Annotated in this window: 17 protein-coding genes; 3 read left to right on the forward strand and 14 right to left on the reverse strand. The window is 59.4% G+C overall.

What is annotated here, in order from left to right; genetic code table 11:
• Positions 1-14: 14 nt before the first annotated feature.
• From KF691_03395 to KF691_03415, 5 genes are all read right to left on the reverse strand, one after another.
• Positions 15-1,022, reverse strand: coding sequence for a hypothetical protein (locus KF691_03395; GenBank protein MBX3388483.1), 1,008 nt, complete (start codon positions 1,020-1,022; stop codon positions 15-17).
• Positions 1,023-1,032: 10 nt separating this feature from the next.
• Positions 1,033-1,260, reverse strand: a complete 228-nt coding sequence (locus tag KF691_03400; protein MBX3388484.1) for a hypothetical protein — start codon at positions 1,258-1,260, stop codon at positions 1,033-1,035.
• A 136-nt stretch (positions 1,261-1,396) separates the two neighbouring features.
• A complete protein-coding gene (locus tag KF691_03405) occupies positions 1,397-2,083 on the reverse strand; it encodes a DNA/RNA non-specific endonuclease (protein ID MBX3388485.1) in 687 nt (228 codons plus the stop codon).
• A gap of 621 nt (positions 2,084-2,704) precedes the next feature.
• A complete protein-coding gene (locus tag KF691_03410; protein ID MBX3388486.1) occupies positions 2,705-3,052 on the reverse strand; it encodes a hypothetical protein in 348 nt (115 codons plus the stop codon).
• 74 nt (positions 3,053-3,126) lie between these two features.
• Positions 3,127-3,651 (reverse strand): hypothetical protein, encoded by a 525-nt coding sequence (locus KF691_03415; GenBank protein MBX3388487.1) that lies wholly within the window; start codon positions 3,649-3,651, stop codon positions 3,127-3,129.
• Between the two features lie 421 nt (positions 3,652-4,072).
• Here KF691_03415 and KF691_03420 point away from each other — a divergent pair, with 421 nt between their 5' ends.
• Together KF691_03420 and KF691_03425 are read left to right on the forward strand one after the other, a co-directional pair.
• A complete protein-coding gene (locus KF691_03420; protein MBX3388488.1) occupies positions 4,073-5,425 on the forward strand; it encodes a hypothetical protein in 1,353 nt (450 codons plus the stop codon).
• A 254-nt stretch (positions 5,426-5,679) separates the two neighbouring features.
• Positions 5,680-6,486 (forward strand): hypothetical protein, encoded by an 807-nt coding sequence (locus KF691_03425; GenBank protein ID MBX3388489.1) that lies wholly within the window; start codon positions 5,680-5,682, stop codon positions 6,484-6,486.
• Between the two features lie 352 nt (positions 6,487-6,838).
• Here the strand turns inward: KF691_03425 and KF691_03430 are convergent, their stop codons facing one another.
• The 9 genes from KF691_03430 to KF691_03470 form a co-directional block, all read right to left on the reverse strand.
• On the reverse strand, positions 6,839-8,452 hold the full coding sequence (locus tag KF691_03430) for a hypothetical protein (protein ID MBX3388490.1): 1,614 nt from the start codon (positions 8,450-8,452) through the stop codon (positions 6,839-6,841).
• A gap of 276 nt (positions 8,453-8,728) precedes the next feature.
• Positions 8,729-10,246, reverse strand: a complete 1,518-nt coding sequence (locus KF691_03435) for a recombinase family protein (GenBank protein ID MBX3388491.1) — start codon at positions 10,244-10,246, stop codon at positions 8,729-8,731.
• Between the two features lie 195 nt (positions 10,247-10,441).
• Positions 10,442-11,056, reverse strand: a complete 615-nt coding sequence (locus KF691_03440) for a tetratricopeptide repeat protein (GenBank protein MBX3388492.1) — start codon at positions 11,054-11,056, stop codon at positions 10,442-10,444.
• Entirely contained in the window at positions 11,053-11,742 is a 690-nt protein-coding gene (locus KF691_03445) for a hypothetical protein (GenBank protein ID MBX3388493.1), read from the reverse strand. The genes KF691_03440 and KF691_03445 overlap by 4 nt, the downstream gene beginning before the upstream one ends.
• On the reverse strand, positions 11,739-12,719 hold the full coding sequence (locus KF691_03450; GenBank protein MBX3388494.1) for a hypothetical protein: 981 nt from the start codon (positions 12,717-12,719) through the stop codon (positions 11,739-11,741). The genes KF691_03445 and KF691_03450 overlap by 4 nt, the downstream gene beginning before the upstream one ends.
• Positions 12,716-13,411, reverse strand: coding sequence for a hypothetical protein (locus KF691_03455; GenBank protein ID MBX3388495.1), 696 nt, complete (start codon positions 13,409-13,411; stop codon positions 12,716-12,718). Before KF691_03455 ends, KF691_03450 begins: the two co-directional genes overlap by 4 nt.
• The gene (locus KF691_03460; protein MBX3388496.1) at positions 13,401-14,861 is read right to left on the reverse strand and encodes a type II/IV secretion system protein; all 1,461 of its coding nucleotides are present in this window, start codon (positions 14,859-14,861) and stop codon (positions 13,401-13,403) included. The genes KF691_03455 and KF691_03460 overlap by 11 nt, the downstream gene beginning before the upstream one ends.
• A 223-nt stretch (positions 14,862-15,084) precedes the next feature.
• Entirely contained in the window at positions 15,085-17,442 is a 2,358-nt protein-coding gene (locus tag KF691_03465) for a hypothetical protein (GenBank protein ID MBX3388497.1), read from the reverse strand.
• A 75-nt stretch (positions 17,443-17,517) separates the two neighbouring features.
• On the reverse strand, positions 17,518-18,255 hold the full coding sequence (locus KF691_03470; protein ID MBX3388498.1) for a hypothetical protein: 738 nt from the start codon (positions 18,253-18,255) through the stop codon (positions 17,518-17,520).
• 309 nt (positions 18,256-18,564) lie between these two features.
• Between KF691_03470 and KF691_03475 the strand changes: the two genes are divergently transcribed.
• Positions 18,565-26,016 carry a hypothetical protein gene (locus KF691_03475; protein ID MBX3388499.1) on the forward strand — a complete coding sequence of 2,484 codons (7,452 nt, stop codon included), beginning with the start codon at positions 18,565-18,567 and terminating at the stop codon, positions 26,014-26,016.
• Positions 26,017-26,041: the final 25 nt, after the last annotated feature.

Below are 26,041 nucleotides of genomic sequence, written 5' to 3' on the forward strand. Positions count from 1 at the left end.
CACTTGGCGCGCGGCTATAAACACCTGAGAGCGTCGTATGCATTCGCGAACAGAACAAAGTCCACATCATCGACCGCGGCATCGCCGTTGAGATCAGAAGGGCAACCAACGGCCATCGTCTCGCTTGCACACAGCAGCGTGTCATAGGCGGCAACGAAAATCACGAAGTCGGCATCGTCGACGACAGAATCCGCGTTGAGATCTGCGGGACATAGGTCCCACGGCCGAAGCTGAGACAATCGAAACGCTCGAATTCCCCCGTTATGCGTCAAATAGCCAGCAATTGAGGTGCCGTCATGTGAGATATCGACTGGAACCATGCTCTTGATGTAACTCAGATCAACGCCGGCTGCCAGCGCGTACTCGTACAAATCCATGTATCCCATTCGCGGCGTCCAAATGAAGCCACGCCGAGTTCCGCTGGGAGGATCGAACATACCAATCATGACCGCGCCGTTGCCGCTTATCACGGTGCGAAAGGCATATCCTGAAATGACTCTGACGCCTTGTGTAGAAGAATAGATAAATGGTTTCACAGCGGTGCTAGTGGTAACCGCGCCGGCCACCACGCTCCCATCACCGCTGACTGAAGTTGCAACCCCAGAAATCGCGTCGGGGGGCAAAGTGAGGATCTCGATCCCGCTCCTTCGCCAAATTGCCGGACGATCTAGTTGGGTAAACGAACCCACGCTCCCCACAATCACGTCAGCGTAATGGCTGCAAGCCGTCGCCCGAGTTTCGGTGAGCCCAGCCAGCGCGGGCAAGAATCCCCCTTGACCTTGGGTCCAGGTTGCCGCACGCGTAGGCGTTGGTGGCGTCGGGCTATAGAAGCGAAGGGTGCCCACGGCGGTCGAACCGTCGGAGCTCAAGGTCTCGGGCATGGCGAACCAACCACCTGACAGGCCAAACAGCGGCTCGATGTTGCCGATTGACCACAGCAATCCGATTGTTTGCGACGCGTTGGCAATGTAGGCGATGTAAGTTCGGCCAAGAACAATGCGGCCATCGCCAGACACATCCAAGGCCAGTTCACTATTGGGCCACGCCCGCGACCATTCCCAATCCGACGACGTCATTCGAGGCCGCGAAGGGTGCCAGGAGGCGTGCCGCGGCGTAGTCCAGGCCGGCGCTGGGGAATGCCATTGCCGAGTCGACAATCGCGACGGCGTCCGACAGGATTTGGTCGGAGGGTTGATAGATCGAGTCGCCGCTCACCGCCTGCCCGCCCGGCTGATCGCAAAGGACATGAAAACAGCTCACAAGCCAGAGGTCTCTAGCCTGGTCGATACAAACGCACCCGAGCGTTCCCGGTCTTCCCGTTCGCGGGTTGAGCAACTGGATACCGGGCCGAAGCGGTCGATACCTCGCGGCATGATTCTCTGCCCGGCTCATGGTGCTACATGTGCCCCGGGCTGTTCTCGAGCCTCGCCTTCGCTGGCGGGCTGAGGTTGGGCATGAAGTTCAGGCCGGTGCGCTTCTCAATGAAATCGACCGAAGTGATGTATTCATCGAGGTGGAAGGGGGCGCGGTAGCCCGGTTTGTTCTCGATCACGAAAGCGACGCAATCGACATCGCCATTACCGTCCGGCCGGATGACGATCTTGTAGCAATGCGTGGGTACGGCGACCTCGTTCGCCCCGATGACCCAATAGTCGACAAATCCACGGGCGGTCGACGGATCATCCTCGCGCGGGTCGTACCACATCGGGCCCGTAATGATCCAGACTTCCCCGCGCTGGTCTGCCCAATCCCGCACCTGATCCTCCAAGGCGGCCCAGACCCGCTGGTTGAGCTGTGGTTCCTGCGGCGCCATGTTGGAGAGGTAGAAGGTTTCATCCTTCTTGCGCGCATCGACGGTCTGATCTCCGGCCGGCGCCATGTGTCCACGGTCGTATCCCGAGCCGCGGTAGTCCGTCAGTTCTGCGCGATCCCCCGGCTGCAGGAGGGGGTCGGGCCGAAAGGCGTCGCTGCGTTTCAGATTCCCGCTCAGTTGATCCCGCCGAACGTGCTCGCACACCCAGAGCGCTTCCTTGTTGAGCGCGCTGTGCCGGAGCACGTAGCCATCGCGTGCGATTAGAGGCATCCGAGCTCTGGAGTCGGTACAAGACATAGCTCATTGGCGCGATGAGTACGATCGCGGTCACGATCGCGACATTGCGTGCGAGTTCGTCTTTGAAGCGATCCTGCACCCAGATCGTGGAGTACAGCCACTGAACTTCAGCGAAGACCTGCATGAGTTCCGATCGGATGTCGTCGATGGGGGCTTCCCAGAGATCGTTTTTCCTCGCGTTCTGATAGATCGCGAAGACTCTTTCTCCAGCGAGCTCTTGATACTCCATCCGGGCTGCCCACAGCCTCCAGCGAACCCGAGAATCCTCTTCGACCAAACAGAGCGATTTTTCGATGGAGTAGGCGTCGTCCCAGGTCCAGCTTTCGTCGTTCTTCGATGCGATTAATCCGTCGATGACGCGGCCGGCTTCCGAATCTCGCTTCGGTTCCGGAACCAGCTTCCAGTCCGTGAGAAGCTGCCGGATGTAGGCCAGCAGGATGTCGGTGGGTTCACCCTTTGAATGGCCACGCGGCAGCGGCCGTTCGGGCAAGAGTTGCGGTCGCTCAGATTGCGGCGGAACTTGTAGAGCTTCGGTGGTCATTCGTCTCGTTTCCCCAAAGAACAAGTTTGAATGCAAACGCGAAGCGGGGTCGTTCACGTCAATGAAATCGTCACGACCAAGACAACGACAAAGTAGATGTGTTGGAGCCAGTTCCGGTGTGGCCCGCCGTAGTAGAAATGCAAATTTGTGGCGAGGAGAAATCCCGCGGCAGCAACGACGCCAAAAGTCACAGTCCAAGGCAGCGAGTTTGCCGGGGCCGCGGAAGCGTACAGAGAAACCAAGATTAGAGCCTGCGTCGTGCCGAGCATGCATGCGAATACAAGCAACTGGGACTTGTCGAACAAATTCCATTTCGGCGGCTCATGAAAAAAGTGCTCGGGTTCGAACACCTTTAGCAGGCTGTTGAAAAACTCCAACCAGTCGCAATTTCGAACCGCCATCTACCCTCGCGACCCGGGTCTGAGGGCCAGAAAGTTGTCTGCAATGCGTCGGCGCAGTAAGCACAATCAGAATTTCAACAGCCTGTTAGCCAGGCGTCGAGAATTCCTGCGTCGCGCAGCACGCGCGTCCGGCTCACGATCGAGCGGGCGGGGATCGCGTCTCCGTCAAGATCGCGGGCCAATTCCCACAAGATCAAGCGGGTGTCGATACTGGAGTGAAGAACCAGGCCGAAGTGGAACCAGACGGTAAGCAAAACGATCGCTAGACACGTCAGCAAGGGCTGCCGATCGAAGGTGAAACCGAGAGCCGAGAGCGGAATCGCGGAATCCGACGGGTGCCAGATCGCGTAGAGCGCCGTCACGATCAGGGTTACCTGCAGCATCATGTTCCACGACAAGCTCGAGGCAAACCTCTGCAACGCATCGAATTCGAGTTTGAAGAGCTCCTGACGATCGGCAAGCGGCAGCGCCGACAATCCCGTTCTCGATTCTTCATCGGGCCACGTGCGAGGGCTTCCGATGAATGTGGTCACAACCCAAAATGAAAGTGCAAGTCCGAAGGCACAGGCTTCGGCGACATTGGGAGCGGGGATGCTCACGGTCTCAGTCTACTAAGGAAAGGATGAGGCTGTCGGCCGAGCTGGTCCGCTCGAGGCCCGTGTGCAACTTACAGCGATTCTTAATGCAGTGTTCGGTGATTCCACAAATTCGTGGAATTCGACGGACATGGACTTGGTGTGTAAAACACGGCCGAGCATCGATTTGCACCCAACGAATTGATGCAGTACGATCCGACGGTGGCGTGGCGTGTCTCGGCAAACTGATCTGATCGCGATGTGGTGGGGAATCGATTAGGCGGCGAGGATGCGTTGTGGATGCGATTCATTGCAGCGTGTGTTCGATCGTTCTATTTAGCGGGGCAATCGGAGAAACACGAGTGCCGCGCGTCTTATGGCGAACGGAGAAGTGGGCGGACTCTCTTGACTCGAAAGAGTCGAACGATTAGGAACAACGACTGGCATGCCAAGACCACTTGTCATCATCCATGGCTGGAGCGATCACGCGGCGACGTTCAAGACGCTTGCAGCAAGGCTTCGAGAAACTCGGGGTGGCGAAGTCACCACTATCTCGCTTGCCGAGTACGTCTCGATGAACGATTATGTCACATTCGACGATCTCGCGGCGGCGATGGATACGGCGTGGACGCGACGGGGGTTGCCGCGTGACCCCCGGTCGATAGATGCAATTGTCCATTCGACCGGAGGGCTCGTCATTCGTGATTGGATGAAGCGGATGCCCATTGCCGAGATTCCGATCAATCATCTTGTGATGCTCGCGCCGGCGAACTTCGGGTCTCCCCTCGCCCATAAAGGCAGGTCGTTCATCGGTCGTGTGGTCAAGGGCTACGACAACAAGGAAGGGGCGTTTCAGACCGGAGCACGAATCCTGCGCGGATTGGAGTTGGCGAGCCCCTACTCGTGGAATCTGGCGTTGACGGATCGATTTGGCGATCGCGCGGCGATGTACGGGCCAGGCGGCGTGCTCTGCACGGTTCTCGTTGGAAATCGTGGGTACAGCGGGATCCGCGCAGTCGCCAATGAAGATGGATCGGACGGAACGGTCAGGGTTTCCACCGCCAATCTGAACTGTGCGAGATTGGAAGCGGACTTTGTCGATCGCCCGATGGAGCCGACGTACCGAGTGACTGAATCGAGTGGTACGGTGGGATTCGCGGTGATGGACGGGCACAATCACACCACGATTACCTTGAACGAATCATCGGGGCGTTCGGAGCGTGATAAGCTGCTCCTTGAACGGATCAACAAGGCGCTCGATGTTTCGGACGGTAACTTTGCGGCGTGGTGCGGCACGCTACGACAAGAAACCGACGCATTGATGGACGAGATCGACACACGATCGGAGACGCAAGGATTCCAGAACACGGTCGTGCGTGTTGTGGACCAGGACGGCAACGCAGTTCCGGACTATTTCATCGAGTTCTACGACGACGACAAGGATCCAAAGGACCTGATTGCGAAGATGTTTCATACCACCGCGCTGGTGGATGTTCATGCGTATGGCGACGATCCCTCCTACAGAAGTCTCTATGTCAATTGCACGAAGCTCGAGCGCGTGATCGACAAAGTGGACGAAGCGCTGAGCGTGAGTATTACCGCCCACCCGAGCGTCGGCGAAGATCCCGGGCAATCACCGGTCGGGTATAGCACCATGAATGCGGCAGATATCGGTGGCTGTCGAATCCCGCAAGCCCAGCTTTCCTCCGTCTTTCGGCGGAACCGAACCGTTCTTGTCACTCTCCGACTCAAGCGCGAGCGTGCGCAGAGGTTGTTCGATTTCACCGGGGCCCCGTAGAGGCGCTCGGAAAGGGCAGTTTGATGAGGCCAACCACGGCGAAGCGCCAATGTCCAAACTCCCCGAGCCTGGTCAACTCGAGATGATCGTGTCTGATCGATAGCCAATCGTTGTTTGGTGGCGGCGTTACGAGGAGTACAGCGGAGGCACACATGATTCGGTGCGGGATTCTGATCGTTCTTTGCGTCGTGATAGCGGGTTGCTTTGCTGGCTGCACGGATCAGCTCGCGCGCTCGCTTGGGGGAATCCCCGTTGTGACCCGCGGCGCCGACCCCGTCATCTGGGAGGGCGACGTCGACTTGATGGTCGATGTCGGCCCGGATGGGTCGGCCAAGCCTGAGCCAGTCCCCGGCAGCCGCGAGCCTTTGCTGAAGGTTTACCGCGTCAACGTCAGCGGGCTTGGGACACTCGATCCGACCACACAAGGATTCGTCTATCAAGTCGCGGATGTGAGCGCGATCGACAGTCATTTCTACCTGGGTGTTCAGGGAACCGCGGTGAACACGCCCACCGCGACGGATCAGAGCTTTCGTTGCAGCATCGGATTCACGGTGGCAGAAGAGCTCGAGCTGCGGAAAAAGCGACTGATCATCGCGATGAAGCTCATGGAAATTGCGGACATGAACGGGCTTGAGTATTGGCGTCGCTTTTCGGCATTGATCACATATCAGCGGGGACTTCGGGCGGGAGCCAAGGCGTTCATGGGCGCAGGTATCGCGGCGACGTTCATTTCTCCAGTGCTCGGCGCTGCTCTCACAGGCGGCGGCTTATTCGTCGATACCACGACCGACTATATAACCGCGAATTTTGATCCCGAGCTCTACACCGCGCTGCGAGATGCAGTAAAAAACGAAATTATGGAGGCAAAAAACAAGCTCATCGAAGACCTGAACACCATGTCGTACGACCAGTATCCAGCAACCCGCGTCATCGCTGCGATTACTGATTATGCCAACCACTACACGATTCGGGGGGCGGTCGACGCGCTCAAGAATTCGAACAGGCTCAGAGCAGAAACCATCAAGAATGCTCAGGCAGAAAAGAAGGTGGAGAATCGGTAGCCGGATCCGATCTTTCATCAAGTATCACTTTTCCTACCTCTCATGTTGGAGTGAGCTTGGATGTATGGCGGAAAACGCCCTGGGCGAAAACGCATCCGATGCACGCTCCACGATTTTGAATCGGAACATCTTCTTTATTTCCAAGCGTGCTAAACAGCTATTAGACGCGGCATGATTGGCATCGAAATGGCGTCCACGATTCAACGCTTCCAATCGCAAAAGCCGACAAGCTGCCCGGGGTTGATCGGTGCATGTGGACAGGATTTATTGTTAGATCCGATGGGTGCTCGAGATCAATTTGACCCCCGCAGCAACGGGGCTCATCCGGTGTCGAACAAACGCGCGACCGAGTTCAAGTCGGCCGATTCCACGGTGCGCAGTCAAGCCGGAGCTTGCCACGAAATCCTGGCCGAGGGGGATTCTTCTCTTCTGGCAGGAAACCGAGATTGATTTCAATCCGCAACAACTTGTCAGAAATCTGCTTGGCCTCCGCCTCGGTTTCAACCTCTCCGATGCCGATCTTGGATGCGAGACCGAATTTGATCGTGGTCTTGTTGGCGCGAGGTCGAACGAAGAATGTCACCGTTTCGTCGAAGACAAAGCCTCCTTCGAAATGCTCGTCGAGCCAGAAGCGCTCGTTGATCTCGTACATTGGTACACGGATGCTGACGCGAACGGCGAAAGCGAGAGCCGTGTCATTGGTGTCAGTCTTTGCACGCTTGAGCAAATATCCGGAGAAGAGGTACTCCGGCTTCTTTCGTTTGACGAAATCGTCGTAGGGCGCGAGAATCGCGGACGCGTGATCGACCTTCCGCTCGTGCATGTAGTACGTTGCCCCGCGAACCCTAGCGGTAACTTCGATCTGATATGAAGCCCGGAGCTTAAAGTCTTTTCCGGTACGATCAGCCTCAGCCTTACGCTCTCCTAGTGTTGTCGGAAGTAGAATCTCATCGGCAAAAAGCGTTGCCTCAACGCGGATATCGCCGAAGAGGAAGCGCCGCAAGTTCTGATATCCCTCCTCCGAATTCACGATCCCGAAGTGCCCGCTGTGGCTACGGTGCACAATGGCTCTGGGAGCGCCGTCGACCGCAGCGTTCTTGATCATCACGAGACCATCGCTCATCTCACCGGTCGCTCGACGAGAGAGCTTATGGAAAGCGTCGTAATCGCGATAGTTCGAGCCAATAAGGCAGAAAAAGCGATCCGGAGGAAACGCGCCATTCAATGATCGGACCGAATCATCGCCATCGGACTGCGCCGGGAGCCTGAGATAGTCGCGGATAACAACGCGATTGAAATTGCGAACGTGGAACGGATCGAGAATCCCGAGGTTTGGCGCGCTAAATCCAGCCAAGTCAATGCCATTGTGCGGCGTTGCGTAGGTGAAGACCTTATCGACCAGATGAATCGAATCGCTCGGCGTGAAGGGCGCTCTAGTCGGAAGTTCGAGAGTGGCATCAACAATCTTGTTGCCAGTGCCGTAAACGCAGATATTTTGAAGATAGCAGCGGCAGATTAGTCCTCCCATCGAGTGAGCGACGAGATGCACGCGGAAGTCCTTCTCCTTTGCGGCGTCTTTCTGGCAAGTGCTGTCTCGGATCCTGAGAATGAAGCGGCGGAGATCCTGAGCAATGTCAGGAATAGCTTGACGCGTTCCGTCACCAAGCGAGTCGGAAGCACGTTCGTAGTAGCGAAAAATCCAGATACTGCGAGGATCAGCGCATTCGGCGGCGGGCAAGAAGTCTCCGTCGCGGAAGCAGTCTTGGTACCCTTCGTCTTTCATCAGGCGAAGTAGCGGCGACTCGAAGATGAAGCGAAGGATGTGGCCTTCGAAGTTCTGGCGAATCTTGGTCGCACCAAGGTTGAATCCCATGAAGGGATCAGCAGAAGTATCCTCGATTTCGCCTTGGGTTGCCGCAAAGCCGCGTACATACACGATCGGATAGAACGGTCGCTCAATTCCCATTTCATGCCCCTTTCGCCCTTCGACGCCCTCGGCCTGGCCGAGTTGGTGCTAGCGTATCAAGATATTGCAGAACGAGTGACGCGGCGATCGAGGGGGCACACGTTGGTCCTTGGTTCATACCAAGTGGTGACGGTGCATTCGCCCAAAGTGGGCGCAAGCTATTCGTTGCGGCAGTCTCGATTTGAGAGCAATTGGCCACGCGCGGCCTGAGCGCGATGCTCCTACGCGTGCAGGGGAATTGGCGTATGCCTAATAACTGGCATGGTGAGAACATAATCAATGGCGCCGAGTCGGTTGGCACTTCCGCTTGGGCGAACCAAGGCTTTCTTCAAGATCTGTAGGGCTTGAAGCGATGTAGTCTAGAAGCGGCGCTAGCAATTCTGAAACCATCAACTTGCGCGTACGCGGCTTGACTCCGACCTTGTAACAGCAGGTGCCGCCGCGCATGAGGACGTACCGCCCGATGGTCTCGCCGTCTTCTTGGAGGCACGCGATCAGCACGATGTCCGGGCGGGGCATCGTGTGCGTCTGGGCGACCCAGTGAGGTCGGCCATCTTCCATGCCTCGAAAGCACAAGAGCATTTCGACCCGAAGGTTGCCGTTGACTCGGAATGTCGTTTCGGAATCTTGCTCGACCACCGCGCCCCGTGCTCGGATTTGATCGGCCCATTCGGGACGCAGTCGACGAATCCGCTGCTTGCGGGCGCCGTAGCCGCGCAGGTGGCTGCAGTCCCTCTTCGGGCGATAGTGCAGCAGCGCGTACACGGCATTCAGGCCGCCGAATCGGTGTTCGTAGAAGACGCTCCCCGGGACGCCCTTGGCGTCGTTGATGATCTGGGCCGAGAGTTTGCCGTGCTTTGCTAAAAGCGGGCGCAGCACGTCGAGTGCCTGTTTGCGGGTGATGCGCGTGGACCACTCGGCCATTCGGGCCTGAGCTTTCCAGAAGAGTTTCGGATCCACGAGCGGCGGGAAGGCATTCTCCGTCCGCACCCATTCCGAGGGAGGATTCATTACGCCCGGGGTCTGGAGTTTCGTGGACCGCTTGTTGTAGACCAAGCTGCCGAGATACTTCTCGTTCTCGACCATGCAGGAGATCCGTTGCCCGGTCCAGAGTCGGCCTTCCGGGCTCGGAACGCCGCGACGATTGAGTTCGCGGGCGATCTGCAAGGGCATTCTGCCGTTCACCACTTGTCTGAATATCCAGCGGAGGCGATTCACCTCGGTTGCGGGGCCGGGCACGAGGATCACGCGATCGGTTTGCAGCCACTTCAATTCACCTTGAGCGAGAATGAATCGCTCCTTCCCGTGGGAGTCGACGACCATCCTTCGGTATCCATAGCCCGCGATCCCTCCGGCGCGGAAGCCCATCTTGATCATGCGCACCTTGGCGGCGAAGATCTTGGTGGAGAGCTCGCGGCTGTACTCTCCCGCCATGACCCTCTTTAAGCTCTTCATGACCGAGGCCAGCGGCGAGCCGTCGTTGCGGAACGGCTCCATGCAGTACTCGATGCGGATGCCAGCTTCCCGGCAGATGTACTCGTAGTGGGCGCTCTCGTCACAGTCCTGGAAGCGGCCCCAGCGGCTGACGTCGTAGATCAGGACCATCTCGAAGTCGGTTTCCCCGCAAACGACGTCGTGGAGGAGCGCCTGTAACCCGCGGCGTTGGTGAAGCGTGAGCCCGCTCTTGCCCGCGTCGTGATACGAACGCATCAACTCGATGCCGTTCGAATCCGCGAAGCAGCTGATCGCCTGGCTCTGATTCGCCAGCGAGTACTTCTGGTGTTCGGTTGACATGCGGAGGTATTGCGCCGCGCGGACGCGAGGCGGAGGTCCTTCGAGCAATGACGGGCGGCGCTCCGCGACGGCATCTGCGGTCGGTGGCGGCGGAATCTCCAGGCGGCGGTAGATCCGTGGGAATCTCAGCCTCGGACCAAACCTTTGGGGAAGACCCATGGTCCGACCTCTCCGGCGAGCGGTGCGACCAAATCGCTATCGCACCCGTGTCAACTCGCCCTTGGCCCAATCGCGCCATTCCTGTGTTTCGCCCTGCATGGCGACGACGCGGAGGAGCGCGGGGGTTCGTTCATCGGCCTTGCCGCTCTTGAGCTGGAGGCGCGCGAGACCCTGTGCCGCAGCGACGTAGTCCGGATAGATCTCGAGCGCGGTGCGGTACGTTGCCATCGCGTCGTCGCTGCGGCCCGCGGACTCGAGCGTCATCGCAAGGTTTACGCGCGGGTCCGGATGGCCTGGTAACAGCCTCCGAGCCCACTCAAATTCCCCTGCAGCCTCAAAAAGCTTCCCTTCCTGTAAATAGATCACGCCGAGGTTGTTGTGCGCCGGTCCGAAGTACAGATCGGCCGCGAGCGCCTGGCGGAGCAAATCTTCTGCTTTGTTCATGGAAGAAAGGTCGCCCTTGTCCATGTAGGGCAGCGCTTCGTTGTTGAGCGAGATGGCTTTCTGCGTGTCGCGGGCGCCTTCCGAGACCGGCGCGTACGGATCGGTTCTTTTCGCGATCGAGCAGCCAGCGGTGGATGCGGCAGCGAGAGCCAACGCGATCAAGGCCGCGCCACAAAAAACAGAATTGATGTCGCGCGGCGCCTTCATCGAGTCGGTTTCTCCGGCGGGAGAATACCACGTTTGGCTCCCGGTGATGGCGGTTGAGCCAAGACTTCCGACGTCGGAGGTATTCCGGAGGGCGTGCTGAGATAGGTGGACGTGAGAACAATCGTCGCTGTCCAGAGCACGGATCCGTCATCCGACTTCGATCCGGCGTTCTTTGACGTTGGCGAGAGGTTGACGGTCGTGGGAATCCAATTGGGGTGGAGTTTGCTCCAGGTCGCGAGAAACCGACCGATTTCGGGAACGCCGAGCGAATCGAGCTGCGCTCGTATGTTCTGCCGGCAATAGTTCGCCCCACCCCCGCCCGGATTCGCTCCCGCGAACCCGCCGCCGGGCAGCGATTCCGAGCTCACATCTCGGATGACGGAAGGGTTGATGCCGGATTGGGACAAACAATCGGAGACCAGTCCCAGCACGCGATCTTCGCGGATCGCCTGTTCTTCCACGATCGCCGGGAGCGATCGCAGATGCCGGACTTCAGCGATCAGATTCGCGGCTTGCAGATCCTGATATCGAGCTTGCTCCAGCGCCTTCTTGTTGCTCCACAGCTGAAAGGTGGACCAGATGAGTGCCGCCGCTGAGAGCGCGACCACCGCGCCGAGCGCGACATCGAGATTGCTCCGCGCGCGTTTCTTGATATCGATGGTCATGTCGTTGTTCGCTTCGCTCATCTTGCACCTCCCTTGAGCTGGAGAGATGCGTCGAAGCGGACGACTTTTCCGGATGCGTGTGTTCGCGGCGATTGGAGCGACATGTCCGGTACCGAAGCGAGAGCCTTGGAAAGCGTCTCTGCCCCGGACTGGTCGTTCACCTCCGCCGCGATGGCCACACCTTGTGAGGTTGAGGAGATCGATTGGGCCCGGATTTCCAAGTCCGTCGGCCACGCCGCGAGAACCGCGGCGAGCGTGCGGGACGCATCCATCGGGAGGCCGCGGGTGGCCTGCATGGTGCGGGTCGAGATCAGGCGATCGCGCTCGTGCTGAAGCGTCTGGAGACCGACATCAAGATCGAGCTTCGATCCCGACACATCGGCGACAGCGTCGCTCAGGGATGTTTGCAATTGAGATGATTGCACGCGATCGATCGACGCGCGGCGGAGCATGCCCAGCGCGACCAGAACAAGCGATGCAGCGGTGAACGCGAGCAGCGTTCGGCGCTTTGAAGCACGGAGTTTCCGAATCGGTACAGGCTCGTGCGCGGCGACGAGAAGATTCAATTGTTCTAGTTGGAATTCGGGGAACCGATCGCGCAATTGCGGCGGCAATCCATCCGGGACCAAAGTGAGGAGCGCCGGATGCGATTCGAGTTCACGGCGAAGAACTTCGATCTCGAGCCCGCACGCAATCACGGAGTTTCGAACCGTTGTTGCATATGCGGTCGCAATCTGGTCCACTGGCAGGGGCAATTCGGATTGGAATCGGTCATCGAGCATGGCGCGTGCGGCACTCGAGTGGAGAGAACGAGCCGTTTGCGGCGCATCGTTCACGTCAAGGATCGCCCAGTAGAAGCGTTGCCAGGGAAGAACGAGCTTTGTGATCGGAATCTGCCCGTTGGAGGATCCTCTCGATGTCGCATCGGCCGACGCGGCTGTCTGACTCGCAGGCTGGGATTCAGTGGCGTCTGTATGAACAGATGAAGGGCTGGTCATCGACCCCCTCCGCTGGCGAGTTCCTCGTTCACAGGTTCGGCGCCGCTCGGAGTGATGGAGGAAGGCGGCTGTTGGGATTTCGTCGCGGAACGTGTGCCGCGGGTCACCACCGGAAGTTTGAACTCGTTCGATTTCATCTTGAGTGCATAGGGCGGCAGATTCGGAAGTTGGGCGTCAACGAGTTCGACAAGATCCGAAGAAATCGACTTCACGCGATAGCGCAAGACGCTTGCGCCGACCGCAACCGTGTAGATCTTGTTGGCGTCCGGATCGAAGAGCGCCGCGCGCAGTTCGCTCGGCTGGTTTTTTTCGCTCTCCAAACTCGACCCGGAATTCGTGGCGTTCGCGAGAATTCCGACGAGTTGCAATTTGAGAGGTGGCGGAGGCGAGGGTGGCGGCGGTGGGGGTTCGACCGCGACTTCGATCGGTTTCGGCGGGACTTTCCAGAGCTGAGCATCGAAAGCCTTCACATCGATGGACTGCGCGTTGCTCAAGAGTTTCGGCGCGACCCAGCGAACGTCGGATGGTGCGCGCGGCTCCGGCGATTGCGCCGCGACCGTGCTCATTGATTCGGCGGTTCCGCCCGGCCACAGCGCCCAAGCCGCAAGAGCGATCAAGACTACGACTCCCGTCGCGCGGTTCCGCTGCAATCTTGTGGTCAATTCGGCAGAGAGATCGTTGTCACGCCGCATCGATCGACTCCTTCGTCGTCTCGATGAGCGATTCCGCGAGGTCCGCATCTTCCATGCCTTGGAGAACCCGTCGCACTTCGGATTCGTCGGTCTGGCCCTCGCGGACGAGGCGTTTGCCTTCGTCCATCAACGTGCGCATGCCGCATTCGGCGGCGTGCTCGCGGATGGAGACCAATTGCCCGCCGCGCGAGACCATGTCACGCAAAGTCTCATCAACGAGGAGCAATTCGAAGACGCCGAGGCGTCCGGAATATCCCGTTTGCAGGCAGCCCGCGCATCCGCTGCCGCGGCAAGAAAAGTGAAGCCGTCGGACCAGCCGCTGCGCCATGACCGCCGAGAGCGACGCGGCGACCAAATACGGTTCGGCGCCAAGATCGACAAGTCGAGTCACCGCGCTTGCCGCGTCGTTGGTGTGCAAGGTTGAAAGCACAAGGTGCCCGGTCAGGCTCGCTTGCATCGCGATTTTGGTCGTCTCCGCATCTCGGATCTCGCCGACCATGACGACGTCGGGGTCCTGCCGCAGGATGTGGCGCAACCCCGTTGCGAACGTGACACCCTTCTTGGGGTTGATCTGCGACTGGCTGATGGCGATGCCGGTCGTTGAGAGTTCGTACTCGATTGGGTCCTCGATCGTCATGACGTTGAGATCGCCGCGGTTGCGTCCCGACCGTCTTGCTTGCGGCACGTGACCCGTGTCCCCGCCGGTCGCGATGTGGCGGAGAAGTGTGTAGAGCGTGGTGGTCTTGCCCGAGCCGGTGGGCCCGGTGACGAGGATGATGCCGTGCGACCGCTCGACGCGATCGAGCAACGCTGTTCGCACATTCTGCGGCATTCCCAAGCTGGAAAAATCCGCGAGATGCGACCCGCGTGCGTTGTCGAGCAGGCGGATGACGGCGCGCTCTCCGTAGTTCGTCGGGAGCGTGCTGATCCGGAGGTCGATCGATCGAGCCGTTCGATCGCCACCTCTCGATCTCCCCATGGTGACGGTCGCGCGGCCGTCCTGCGGAGCGTTCCGCTCGGCGACATCCATCTGCGCCATGACCTTGATGCGGCTGATGAGCGCGTGCGTCAGGGTGTGCGGGACCTCGCGTGCGATGAAGAGCACGCCGTCCACGCGGTAGCGCACGAGCGTCCGATCCGCGAGGGGTTGGAGGTGGATATCACTGGCTTGACGCGAGAGCGCCTCGAAGAGCATGGCATCAACGAGCCGAATGACAGGTCCCTTGCCGTCCAGGTTGAGCAGGTCGCGATCGGAAGCCCTGAGCGACTGCTCGATTGCGGCATCCACATCGCCCGGCTCGGCGGCAAAGGTCTCCGTACCGGTGGCTGAAGTGGTCGACTGCTTTGCCGCGGCGTTGTCGTACGCGCGATCGACCAGCCTGGCGATCTCTTCGTCCTCTGCAATGGTCACTACAGCGGTGCGGCCAAGCCGGACTCCGACGTTGTGCATAATTGTCTCGGCTGTCCGTGCTGAGACGACCAGTCGCTCGGAAGGAGACTCGGCTTGCTCAGTGTCGCCTAGACCGATGCTGCAAACCAAATGATGACGCGCGAAATCGCGTGGGATCTTTCTGAGGAAGTCTTCCGATGGGCTCGCGTCGGCCAATGCGACCACCGGAGCGGCTGCGTCTTGGAGGTTGGTCGCATCAGTCTGCATCGCGATGGCTGGTGTATTAGCGAATGACCCGCGGCTTCATGGTCGGGAAGCCGTCATTGATCCCAAGGCTCTTGAGGTTGTCCTTCCGGATTGTCGCATCAGTCAGGTACTTGAGGTCATTGAGCTGCTGATCGCGCAGCACCGCGGCACGAATAAATACATAAAACCGCTGCCGGCTCGTGCTGTTGTCGCGAACCTTGAACAACTCGCCGACAACCGGCACATCGCCGATGTACGGCACCTGCGACGTGTTCTTCCCGTCGCTGATGAGCTCGATGCCTCCGACCACGACGGTGTGCCCATCGGGGATCGTCGCGTTGCTGCTCACGTTGTTCTGCTGGCGCGGTGGGGGGAGTCCATTCGCCGGGGGCGCACCGACAAACGAGCTCAGAGAGAGCGAGTATTCCAGCACGAGTTGATCCGCTTCCGCGATTTGCGGGCGCACGCTGATCGTGGTACCTGCATCCTGCGTGCCGCCGAAGCTGGTTGTGGTTCCGGCGCCGCTGGTCGTGTTGCTGATCGTGTACGGCTGCTGAAGCACCGAATTGAACGAAGCCTGCTGGTTGTTGTTGACGAGCACGCGTGGCAAGCTCTTGGTCGAGCCGCTCGAGATAGTCTCCAAGGCCTTGATCACGGCGCTGAAGTCGCCGGGATTGAGCACCGCGCCGGTGAAACCTTGAGACGCGGTGGGAGTCCGGTTCCCCGGCGTGCCTGATGTCAACCCGAAGAGCGAACTTAACTGATAGAGATTCCCGCTGAATTGGCCGATCTTCTCGAGTTCCACCCCGAGATTGAGCGCATCCTGCTCGCTCAGGCTTACGAGGTAGACCTCGAGCATAACTTGAGGCTGGCGCACGTCGAGTTGACGGATGAGAAGTTCGAGCTGCGCGAGCATCCGCGGCTCTGCGATCGCGATAAGCGTGTTGGTTCCTTCGTCAGCGGTGATCGACAAGCCGGGGATTCCCGTGCCGGACCGACCCGAGCCGCGTGAACCGAGCGACGTCCCGCCGGTCCAACCGCTCGAATTCAACACGGGAGATGAAGGCGGCGTGGGGGGAGGGACGACGGTGGGTATCACGCTCCCTTGTGAGGGATCATCGGAACGCGACGTCCGCTGTGCGCCGGCATCGCGGATCGAACTCGCGGAAGTGCCCTGTCCGAATGCATCGACCACGGATGTGGTGTCGAGTGCGCCCGCCGCGATGAGCGACTGCAATGTCTGCAAGACTTCCTTCACCGGCCTATTGCGCACCGGAAAAGCTCGAACCGGTCGCGCGGCGGACTGTGGCGTCGCGTCGAGCCGAGCGAGCAAGGCGACGATGCGCTCATGCTGGGTGGGCGTGGCAGTGACAATCAGTGTTCCCGTCAACTCGTCGGTGACAACGCGCAAGCGATCGTCTGCCGATTGCGCGGCACTTCCCCCTGCGGGCGCCGGCGCATTCGCGGCTCGCTCGCGGATCGTCTGTTCGATCAAGTTCGCGACTTCCTTCGCGCTGAACACCTTGGGCGTGTAATCGCGTGTGATGACTTCCTCGCGCTGATCGAGCGCCGCGATCAACTTGAGCCACGAGTCGCGCGTCTCGGCGGGCGCAATCAGAAGGAGTGACTTGCCGTCCGGCGCGATCGTGAGCTCGCCGCGGAGTTTGTCCCCTGAGACCGTGTCGCGCTTGGCAGCGAGCTGCGTGACGGCTGATTGCAACGCCGCGGCAGGGATATTCCGCGCTTCAACGACCAGCGGGGAGATGTCCTCCCGCGGCACATCCAGCGTGTCGAGGAGTTTCTTCGCTTCTTCGACGCGCGACGCCAAATCGCTGATGAGCAGAACGCCCGAGTCGCCGACCGGTGCCGCGGTTCCAACGTTCTTGGTCAGAAATGGCTTGATCGCCTCGGCGAGATCCTTCGCGGAGCGGAACTTGGGGCGGACGATCTGCTGCACAAACCCGGGCCGGAGCGAAACATCGGGTTGAACTGTCGCGATCTGCACGCCCGATGCGTTCGGCGCGTCGGCGAGCCTCACAATTGAAAGCACACGCGCGTTCGGGCTCCGCACCAATGCCAGTTGTCGTGATGCGAGTACCTGATTTGTGAGTGCCCACAGTTCGTCCGGCGTGACGTCGTTCACGCCGCGAAGCGTCACCGTGCTACTCGCACCTGATCCCGATAGTTTGAGAATCGCCGGATCGAACTCGAGCGGGATCTCAAGGGTGTTCGCGGTGAGAATGACAAGGCCGGAGAGGTCGACTTGCTCGGGGAGAGAGACGCGTTGATCTAGTACCTGGGCGCCAGCCTCTGAAATCAACCACGTTCCGCCGAAGAGGATGATGCACAAGACCGATCGCGTCGCGAAGCGAAGGGCTCGAGGCGTGGTATTCATGAGTGGGCCTCCAGCCCGCAATCTTAACAAGCCACGCTCTGGTACCTATTGCTGACTCCGCAGCAAGGTATGCGATCAGGGAGTGTGCGTAGTTCCAGTGGACGCGATCGCGGTGTTCCATGCCGCCTTGACGATCGCGGTGTTGTTCGCCGAGCACGCAGAACCCGCGGCAGCGACCGCGCTGTCCGAATTCGCCTCGGCGAGGATGGTGACGCAGGCCCCTTGCAGCTCGACTCCACGTTTGTTCGCGGTCTTTTCCGCGGCGAGGGCGTTGCGGAGCGCCGCCCATTCGTCGGAGGTGCGGTTCTTGACGAGGTACTTGAGCGGCAGGCCCTGCGAGCGATTGGCCCGGATGTTGTCCAGCTTCGTGACGATGGTTTGGTTCACGCCGCTCAATGCCGCTGCCCTGAATGCAGCGATGGCCGAATCGCGATCAGACTTCGCGCTCGCCGCGGCAGCGCGCAACTCTGCAACGGTTTGAGTTTCTTCGGGGGTGCGACGCGCCGCCCGCTTCGCGGCGGTCGAAGCAGATTCGATGGATGTATTAAGTACCTGCAAGTGCTCGGTGAGGTAGGCGCGGGCCTGCGACACGATCAACTGGGCATCCGTCGCCGAAGCGCCCGCCGCGGCGAGCGCCAGCGGCTCGACGCCGGCGACCGCGAGCATCCTTCTCACGTCTTTGACCTGCACCGTTGCAGGCTCCGTGATGGTTGCGGTCGCCGATCCGGTGCGCCACATGAGCGAAGTCAGCGAAGCGGTGAAAACGATGGCGATCAGACCCAACGCGGATGTTCGAATGGCTGCTCGGCGCATGCGATGGACTCCGAAGTGTGGAGAGCACGATACCAAGTTTTTGAGTGGAATGATTGGAAGATGCTGACCGGACGGCAAATTACTCAAGCAGTGAGAAAGTTATCCACATTTTGTTCAGACCGCGTGAACGCGCGGGAGGTCAGTTGAAAAACAGGACGTGCGTTGGCATACTGCCTCCAGTCTTTTAGTTGAAAAACTCGCTTCGAAAACCAATTTCGGGGAACGTTTATGCACGCGAAACAGCATTTGGGGCAAAAATCAAGCTCGAATAGTCGATCAAAGCCCAACTTGGTTCGCTGCGGCGCGATTGTGGCGAGCCTTCTTTGGACGGCGGGAATTGCCGTTATTTCTCACGCAGACGACATCCCGCCTTGCCAACCCGATGCTGATACGGCGAAGTCCGACAAAGGGCCAGCCGGTGAAACCTCCAGTTGCAGCTATTCTCCGATCACGGACAAGCCGCAGCCGCGTGATTCCGGTGTTCCGAAGAACCTGAATTGCCCGGGTGGATGTGACAAACCAGGGTCCGGATACGACGCGGGCGACGGGGTCTACATCACGCCGCCGCAGGACTTTGACCTGCCGTCTCCATTCCAACCCGCGGTGTTCTGCGGCATTCAAGTGCGCGGCGATGCGTTTTGCAGCATCTCGTACCTCCGCCCTTCGATCGGGGTTCCGTGGCCCGGACTGGGCGAGTGTGACTTAGTCGAGGGGATCGGCAACCTGGGGAACGGGGGAACGGACGGACTGCGGCCGGAGCTGCAGCGGTTCTCAGCAGACGAATACAGAAAAGATTACATCACGATGTCCACGCCGCAGGGGGGCTACAAGACATTTCGTCGATATCCCGCGGTTGCCTCAGGAATCACCGGCGGGCGGTACAAAGATTCTCCAACTGATACGGTCCATTCCATTCTTTTTGTGGGCGTCAATGGAGAGTCCGGCGTCCTTCTGGCCAAGCCGCGCGTGACAAGTCCGGATGAAATCCCTCCGCTCGTCGAGTATTACGGTACGGATGGGACGAAGATGACTTTCTTCGGCTTCTACGACGACACGGACGAGCCCGATCCGTTTGTGACCTTGACATACAAGAACCGCCTCGCAACCGGTCAGTTGTGGAAGCTTGAGCGGCCAAAGGGAACCAGCGGATCCAATGTTCTCTACGTCGGCGACCCCGACGATCCGCTCGAGGCTGCGAACGAAGGATTCGATGCAATCATCACTGGACTTGGCGGCAGCGGGTACTACGGCGCTGCGCAGGTCGTGACCAGAGTAAATTCTGTTATCCAGCAGGGTGGAAACAAATACGTCTACGAGTATGGCACAAGGCCCCCCTATCGACTGGCCAAGATTACGATTCAGACGCAAGACGAAGAACCGATCATCGTGCGCACCATCGATTACAATTATTATGATGATCTTATTACGCAATGGCCGCCACTCCACGAGACATTTCCCGATTTTCCAGACGGCTGTGGGGGGCATGGTGATCTGAGACTCGTTACCGTTACCACACCGACAAATAGCGGAGATCTCGTAGAGCACACGTATTATCGCTATTACACGGGTAGCGAGCCAACGACCGGCGCGATTCCTCCGTATCCACTGGACGCCACGTCGCCATGCCATCAGCTGAAAGCGATCGTTGGACCAGAAGGAATGCGACGCCTCCTGCTCGAACAGGAACACGGTCTAACTGAGCTTGAAGATATTCACGACGACGAGCTCATCAATTACGCGAGCACTTGGCTTCAGTACGGCGTCACTGCTTGGATCGACTTGTCCACCAGCGAAGTTTTATATGAAGCACCCGAAGGTGTCGACTATGACCAAAAGAACGGTACCCGCGTTTTGCAACAGTCGGGATGCGGCTGCGGCGGTGAAGCGTCACGAGCCTGGCAGTTTTTCTACGAATCGGGCAGTGCAGATCAGTTGAACGACGGGGAGCCAGTTTTTAACGCGAACGGCTTTGTCTGGACGCGACTTGGCTCGGAAACGGCCCCGTCTGCGAAGGACGCTTACGATACTAAGAAGTCATACGAAATCCGCGCTGACGGGACATTTCGCACACGTCTGTTCGATGGATACCAGCAGCAGGTTGGCGAGTACGTCTCGGATACGTACGCCACCTACGAAACCGACTGGAGCAGCGCCAAGTGGCAGGCGACGGTGACGGATCGCGATGTTCGAGATCGAGTTCAAGCGATTTTTTCTCCGAGCGCGATTGATCCCGAGACATTCAATCCCGAAGGCGGGGATATTCGAGTCTTGCCTGAGGCGGGATTGGTGCAACAGGTCGGTTATATGACGGCGTATCCAACCGGGACATCGTCGGGCGATATCGCAGAACGAGCGACAAAGGCTGCTACAGATTTGCTTGCAGGGACGCCGACGCAGCGGAGTACATCCATCGGAGCAACAGGGACAGCAGTTGTGCAAGATGACGCGACGTTCAAGAGCGGCTCAGCGTGGTCCGTCAATGTGCTTTTGCCTCCAGATGGGGCAGACTGGTCCGGCGACCATGTGCGTGCCCCGTTCTCGCTCCCACTGGAAACCAAGGCCTACACGACAGAGTCGACGTCTGGAGCAAGCGAAGACACGACTTATTCATACACAACATGGTCCGCGGGCACGGATCCCGGTTACTTGATCATGAGCATCGCGACTTCCCGCACGGTTTCCAGCTCGGAAAACGGCTCGGGAAGCGCCGTGGTCTCCACGGAGTATCGGTATCGGGATGGCCGTACGGCATTTCGGCGCTCCGAAGATGGGCGGTGGACCTACTTCGAGTACAACTACGCGGGTCAGTTGACGCGGAGCATTCAGGACGTCAAGTCAGGCTCCAGCGATATTCCGACCGGGGTTACAACAGCGTTCGGCATCACGCCGGATTTCCCCAGTAGCGGCCAACACTTGGTGCATGAATACGAGTACGACGGAGTCGGAAGGCTGACCAAGCATCAATTGCCACCGACCGCGTCGGTTTCAGATCGCTCCGAGCGGTTCTACTACTTCACAGCTCCGGATGGTCGCAAGATCACAATGACAGTGCCGATGGTGATCGACACCGGTTCCGAAGAAAGGTTTTTCGGGCCGGTCTCGTATCGCGTCGAGAATCTGGCGGGCAAGGTGGAAGTAGACGCCGAGTTGGCGATTGCCGGCGATTCTGACGGCGGAGGGGGTTACTTCTCGTATTCCACGACCGCGCCAACCTCCTGGATCGATGTTGAAGCCGAGAACGTGCTTACCGCCATCCAGAGTCCCGCGGCGATCTCACGTTTGCGCGTTAACATTTACAATCGTTCCGGTGTCCAGCTTCAGCAATCGCGCGTTTATCACACCATTCTGACGGGAACAAGCACCGACGCGGTGACAGACTGGGGTTCCGGCGGCACGGGTTCATGGGTGTATCTGACCGCGGCGAACGCCGAAGTCAGCAAGTATGAATATGACGCGGTAGGTCGGGCAGGACGAGTGACAGACCCCACCGGCACGATCACACGCACCGTCTATGACTATCGCGGGCTAGCCGTCGAGCGATGGATCGGGACCGATGACATTGATGAAACAATCGGCACCGGTCGAACGAGCCCAAGTTCGGGCGGGAACATGACAAAGGTTGCCACATTCGAGTACATCCCGGGCGAGGGCGCGAGCGATGGCTGGCTTTCGAAAACGACGCAAGATGCCGACGGAAATTGGGGCGATGACTCCGATCAGCGCATCACGGAATACCTCCGCGATTACCGCGGCCGGGTGATCGTGGAGAAACGGACGGACGCGCCAACCCTGGTGCGGAAGTACGACAACCTCGGGCGTGTCATCGCGCAGGCGACGTACAAGAGCACCGCATCGGTGACGGCGGCGACGGACCCGACATCGACGGGAACAGATCGGCTGTCGCTCTCGGAGACCCTATACGACGGCCGTGGTCAGGTGTGGAAGACGGTAATGCACCGGATCAACCAGTCGAGCGGCGCGATTGAGACGGACAGCTCGAACGCGCTGATGAGCTTGTTCCGGTACGACCCGGTCGGGCGGCTCATCAAGACGACGGGGACAAGCCTGAGCAAGATGCGGTACGACGGCCTGGGTCGGGTGCTGCGCCGCTGGACGCTTGCTGCGGACGGGACGGGAATCAGCGATGGGCACATGAGTAGCTACACGAACGACTACAGCGCGACGGTGGGGACGCTGGTGAACGGAAACGGCGGCGCCGCGGACGTCGTGCTCGAACTGCAGCAGAGCGTGTACGAGCCGGCGACAGGCAACCTGCTCGGCAGGGTTCAGATCAGCCGTTCGCAGGCCGAGCACTTGAATTGGACATCGAGCACGCTCGGCACGATGGGCGACTTGCACGGGAATGATGATGTTTTCCCGACGTCGATTGCCGCTGCGGACGTGAAAGGGCGGATGCAGCTGACGACCTACTTCTACGACGATCTCAATCGCGTGACGTTTGCGGGGTTCTGGGGGCATGGAGGAGCCGGCGGATTCACGGACTACGACCCGCTCACGCCGACGGCATGTTCGGGAACCGCGGCGTCCATCCCGGGGTCTATCCCCTCGTCGAGCACGGCCGACGTGCTGGTGATGGAGAATAGGTACAACGCGGCAGGTGATCTGGAGATCGCGATCGATGCGGATGGGAAGAAGACAAAGACGGAGTACACGGACGACGGCCGCGTGGAAAAGGTGACACGGAACTACGTTAACGGAACGGCGGGCGGCGGAACCTACGACGACGACGATCAGATCGTTGAGTATGCCTACACGAATGGCCTGCTGACATCGATGACGGCGGTGATTCCCGCGTCGCAGATTTCCGGATCGGGCCCGACGGCCGCGGGGCCGCAGGTGACGGAGTATCACTACGGGACGACGAAGGGAACGCTGGGTGACTCGAGCTCGGGCGCTTCGGCGTACGCATCTTCCATCGCAACCGGCAAGCTGCTCAATCGGACGGTGTATCCGGACGGGACGACGAGTTCGGGGTCAACAGCGACGGTGCATGTCGCCTACAACGCGCTGGGCGAGGCGGCGTGGAGCAAAGACCAGCTCGACAACGTCATCTTCACCGACCGCGACAACACGGGAAGAGTGATCGCGACGCGCGTTGCGAGCTTTGGTTCGACGTACGACCCGACCGGTTCGCCGACCGCCGCGCCGTCGGGCGCGATGACCGCGTCGGATGTCGTGAAGATCGGGCTCGAGTACGACGAGCGCGGGCTGGTTGAAAAAGTCACGCAGTACGACGACAGCGACGATCCGACGGATCAGGTGAAGTACGCGTACGACGACTACGGGATGCTGACGGAGATTCGGCAGCAGACCGACGGAGCGATCGCATCGCCGACGCCGGACGGGTACGCCGTGTCGTACACCAACAGCCGCGCGGCGCCCAGTTCGTCGGGGTTCGTCGGCAGGCAATCGGTCCGCCGCACCGCGATGACGCTGCCCGGAGCGACGACGGGAAGCCCGACGCCGCACAACGCGTCGGCGGTGGTGGCGTATCGATATTTCACTTCATCGTCGACTCCCAATGAATTCCAAGGAAACCTGAACGATTTGGCCGGGCGGGTCGAGGAGGTGTACTTGATGGGAGACGGGGAGATCGCCGCGGCGAGCTATTCCTACCTCGGCGCTGCGCAGCTCGTCGGGACGATGCTCGAGGAGCCCGGGTACACGAGCCGTCTGTTCGCGGACGGCCCCCTGGCGACAAATACCTCCGCAATCACGGGGGTGGGGCTGGACCGGTTCAACCGGGTCAAGGAAAGCCGCTGGGGAAGAGAGTCGACGGATGGAAGCAGCCCCATCGAGTGGTACGCGTACCGGACGAACGTGAACTACTCTTCCGGCGGCGACATCACCAGCACGCAGGACCGGGTGACACCGGGAACCGACGTGCTCTACGTCAATGACGGGCTGCACCGATTGGTCGCGGCGCAAGAGGGAACGCTGGCGTCCGGATCAATTAGCAGCCAGACGTTCAAACAGACCTGGAGTCTCTCCCACACCGGGAACTGGCTGGAGTTCAAGGACTTTGCCGATGCGGTCAACCCGACGACCGCGACCCGTGAAGAGACGCGGACGAACACGGCGGTGAACGAGATCGCGACAAGGACGGTGGATACCGGGACACCGGTGACAACTCCGTTTGTCTACAACAAGGCCGGTCAATTGACCGACGACGGAGAGAGGGTGTACACGTACGACGCGTTCGGGAGATTGCGGTACGTGCACACGCGGGGAACCTCGGGAGCGCGCGGCACGCTCATCGAAGAGTCCCGTTACAACGGCCTGGGTCACAGGATCGCGTACAAGCTGGACACGGATCTGGACGGGGACCTGGACGGCGTGGGCAGCACGGACAACGTCTGGGTCGATCAGGTCTACGACGACAGCTGGCGGATCGTCGCGACGTTCAAGCATGGGGACGACCCGGACAAGCCGCACGAGCGGTTCGTCTACCATAACGCCGGCATGGACGGGCGAGGGTCATCCTCGTACATCGACGACGTGATCCTGCGCGAGCGGGACAACGGCGATCTCTTGAGCGATGCCGCCGGAGCGAGCCTCGCCGATCGGCTCTACTACCTGCAGAACTGGCGGCACGATGTGGTGGCGATCTCCAAGGAGAACGGCGAGATCGTCGAGCGGCCGAAGTACACGAGTTACGGAGTTCCCAAGACGGCGAGCGTCGGGGATTTCAACCACGACGGGCTCGTGGAGGACGCGGACTTCGCGATCTTCAGCACGAGCTACAACGAATTGGTTGTCGGATACACCGCCGGCGGCAGCAAGAGCGGAGAGGCCTGGGCGGTCTGCGACCTGAACCAGGACGGCATAGTGGACGACACGGACTACGCGATCTGGGTGCCGCACTACACCAACCTGCTTGGTGTCGAGACGGGGCAGCTGTCCAACCGCAGCTCGACGGCCAGCGACAATGTGGATAGCAGGATCGGGTATGGGGGGTATATATGGAACGGAGAAACTGCCCAATTTTTCGTTCGAAATCGTATTTGCGACTTTGAAAGAGGGACTTGGATTTCTCGAGACTATATTGAATATCTAGATGGTAGCAATTTGTTTCAATACGTTGGATCAATTCCAATAAGATTTGTCGATCCAAGCGGGCTATGTAAAGTTGAAGTACGTTATGCCGACATCGGAAACGGCTTGCTGCATTATTATCATGCATACGTCGTGACGACATCTGCAGATGGTTCCCAAACGTATTTTCGTGGAGGGCCGACGTCCTCCCCTTCCTCTGGACCTTCGCGTTCTACCACAAGCGGTCCTGGGGGGGCTAGCACCCCTGGGGATAGTCGAAGCGGCTCTAGTCCGGAAGCAAATGGAACAAGTCCGGGGGTTAGCGACGGGGGGGGGCCTGCTAACGGAAACGGATATGGGCCATGGGGGCCGATTGACACAAGTAGCGGTCCTTTTGCGCCTGGAACTATTGACTGGGACGGCAATAACCCCAACGTGCCAAAGCTCGTCCTTCAAGACGACGCAGCAAGTTGTGACGAAATCAATAAGCGTTTGCTTGACGCACTAAATAAAATACAGAATTGTAAAATACCATATAATCCGATTGGCGACAATAGCAATTCGGTAGCTCACTCAATTCTTGAAAAATCAGGATTTCCGCGGCCAATCTCCCCTGTTTGGGCGCCAGGTTCAGACAATAACCTGTTGCCGACCACCATCCCCCATCGTCCACCACCAACGCCCGCACCGCCGTCGATTCGATAGATTTGTTTTTGTAATTGTTTTTCGG

The organism is Phycisphaeraceae bacterium (genome assembly GCA_019636555.1).
Lineage (GTDB): Bacteria > Planctomycetota > Phycisphaerae > Phycisphaerales > UBA1924 > JAFEBO01.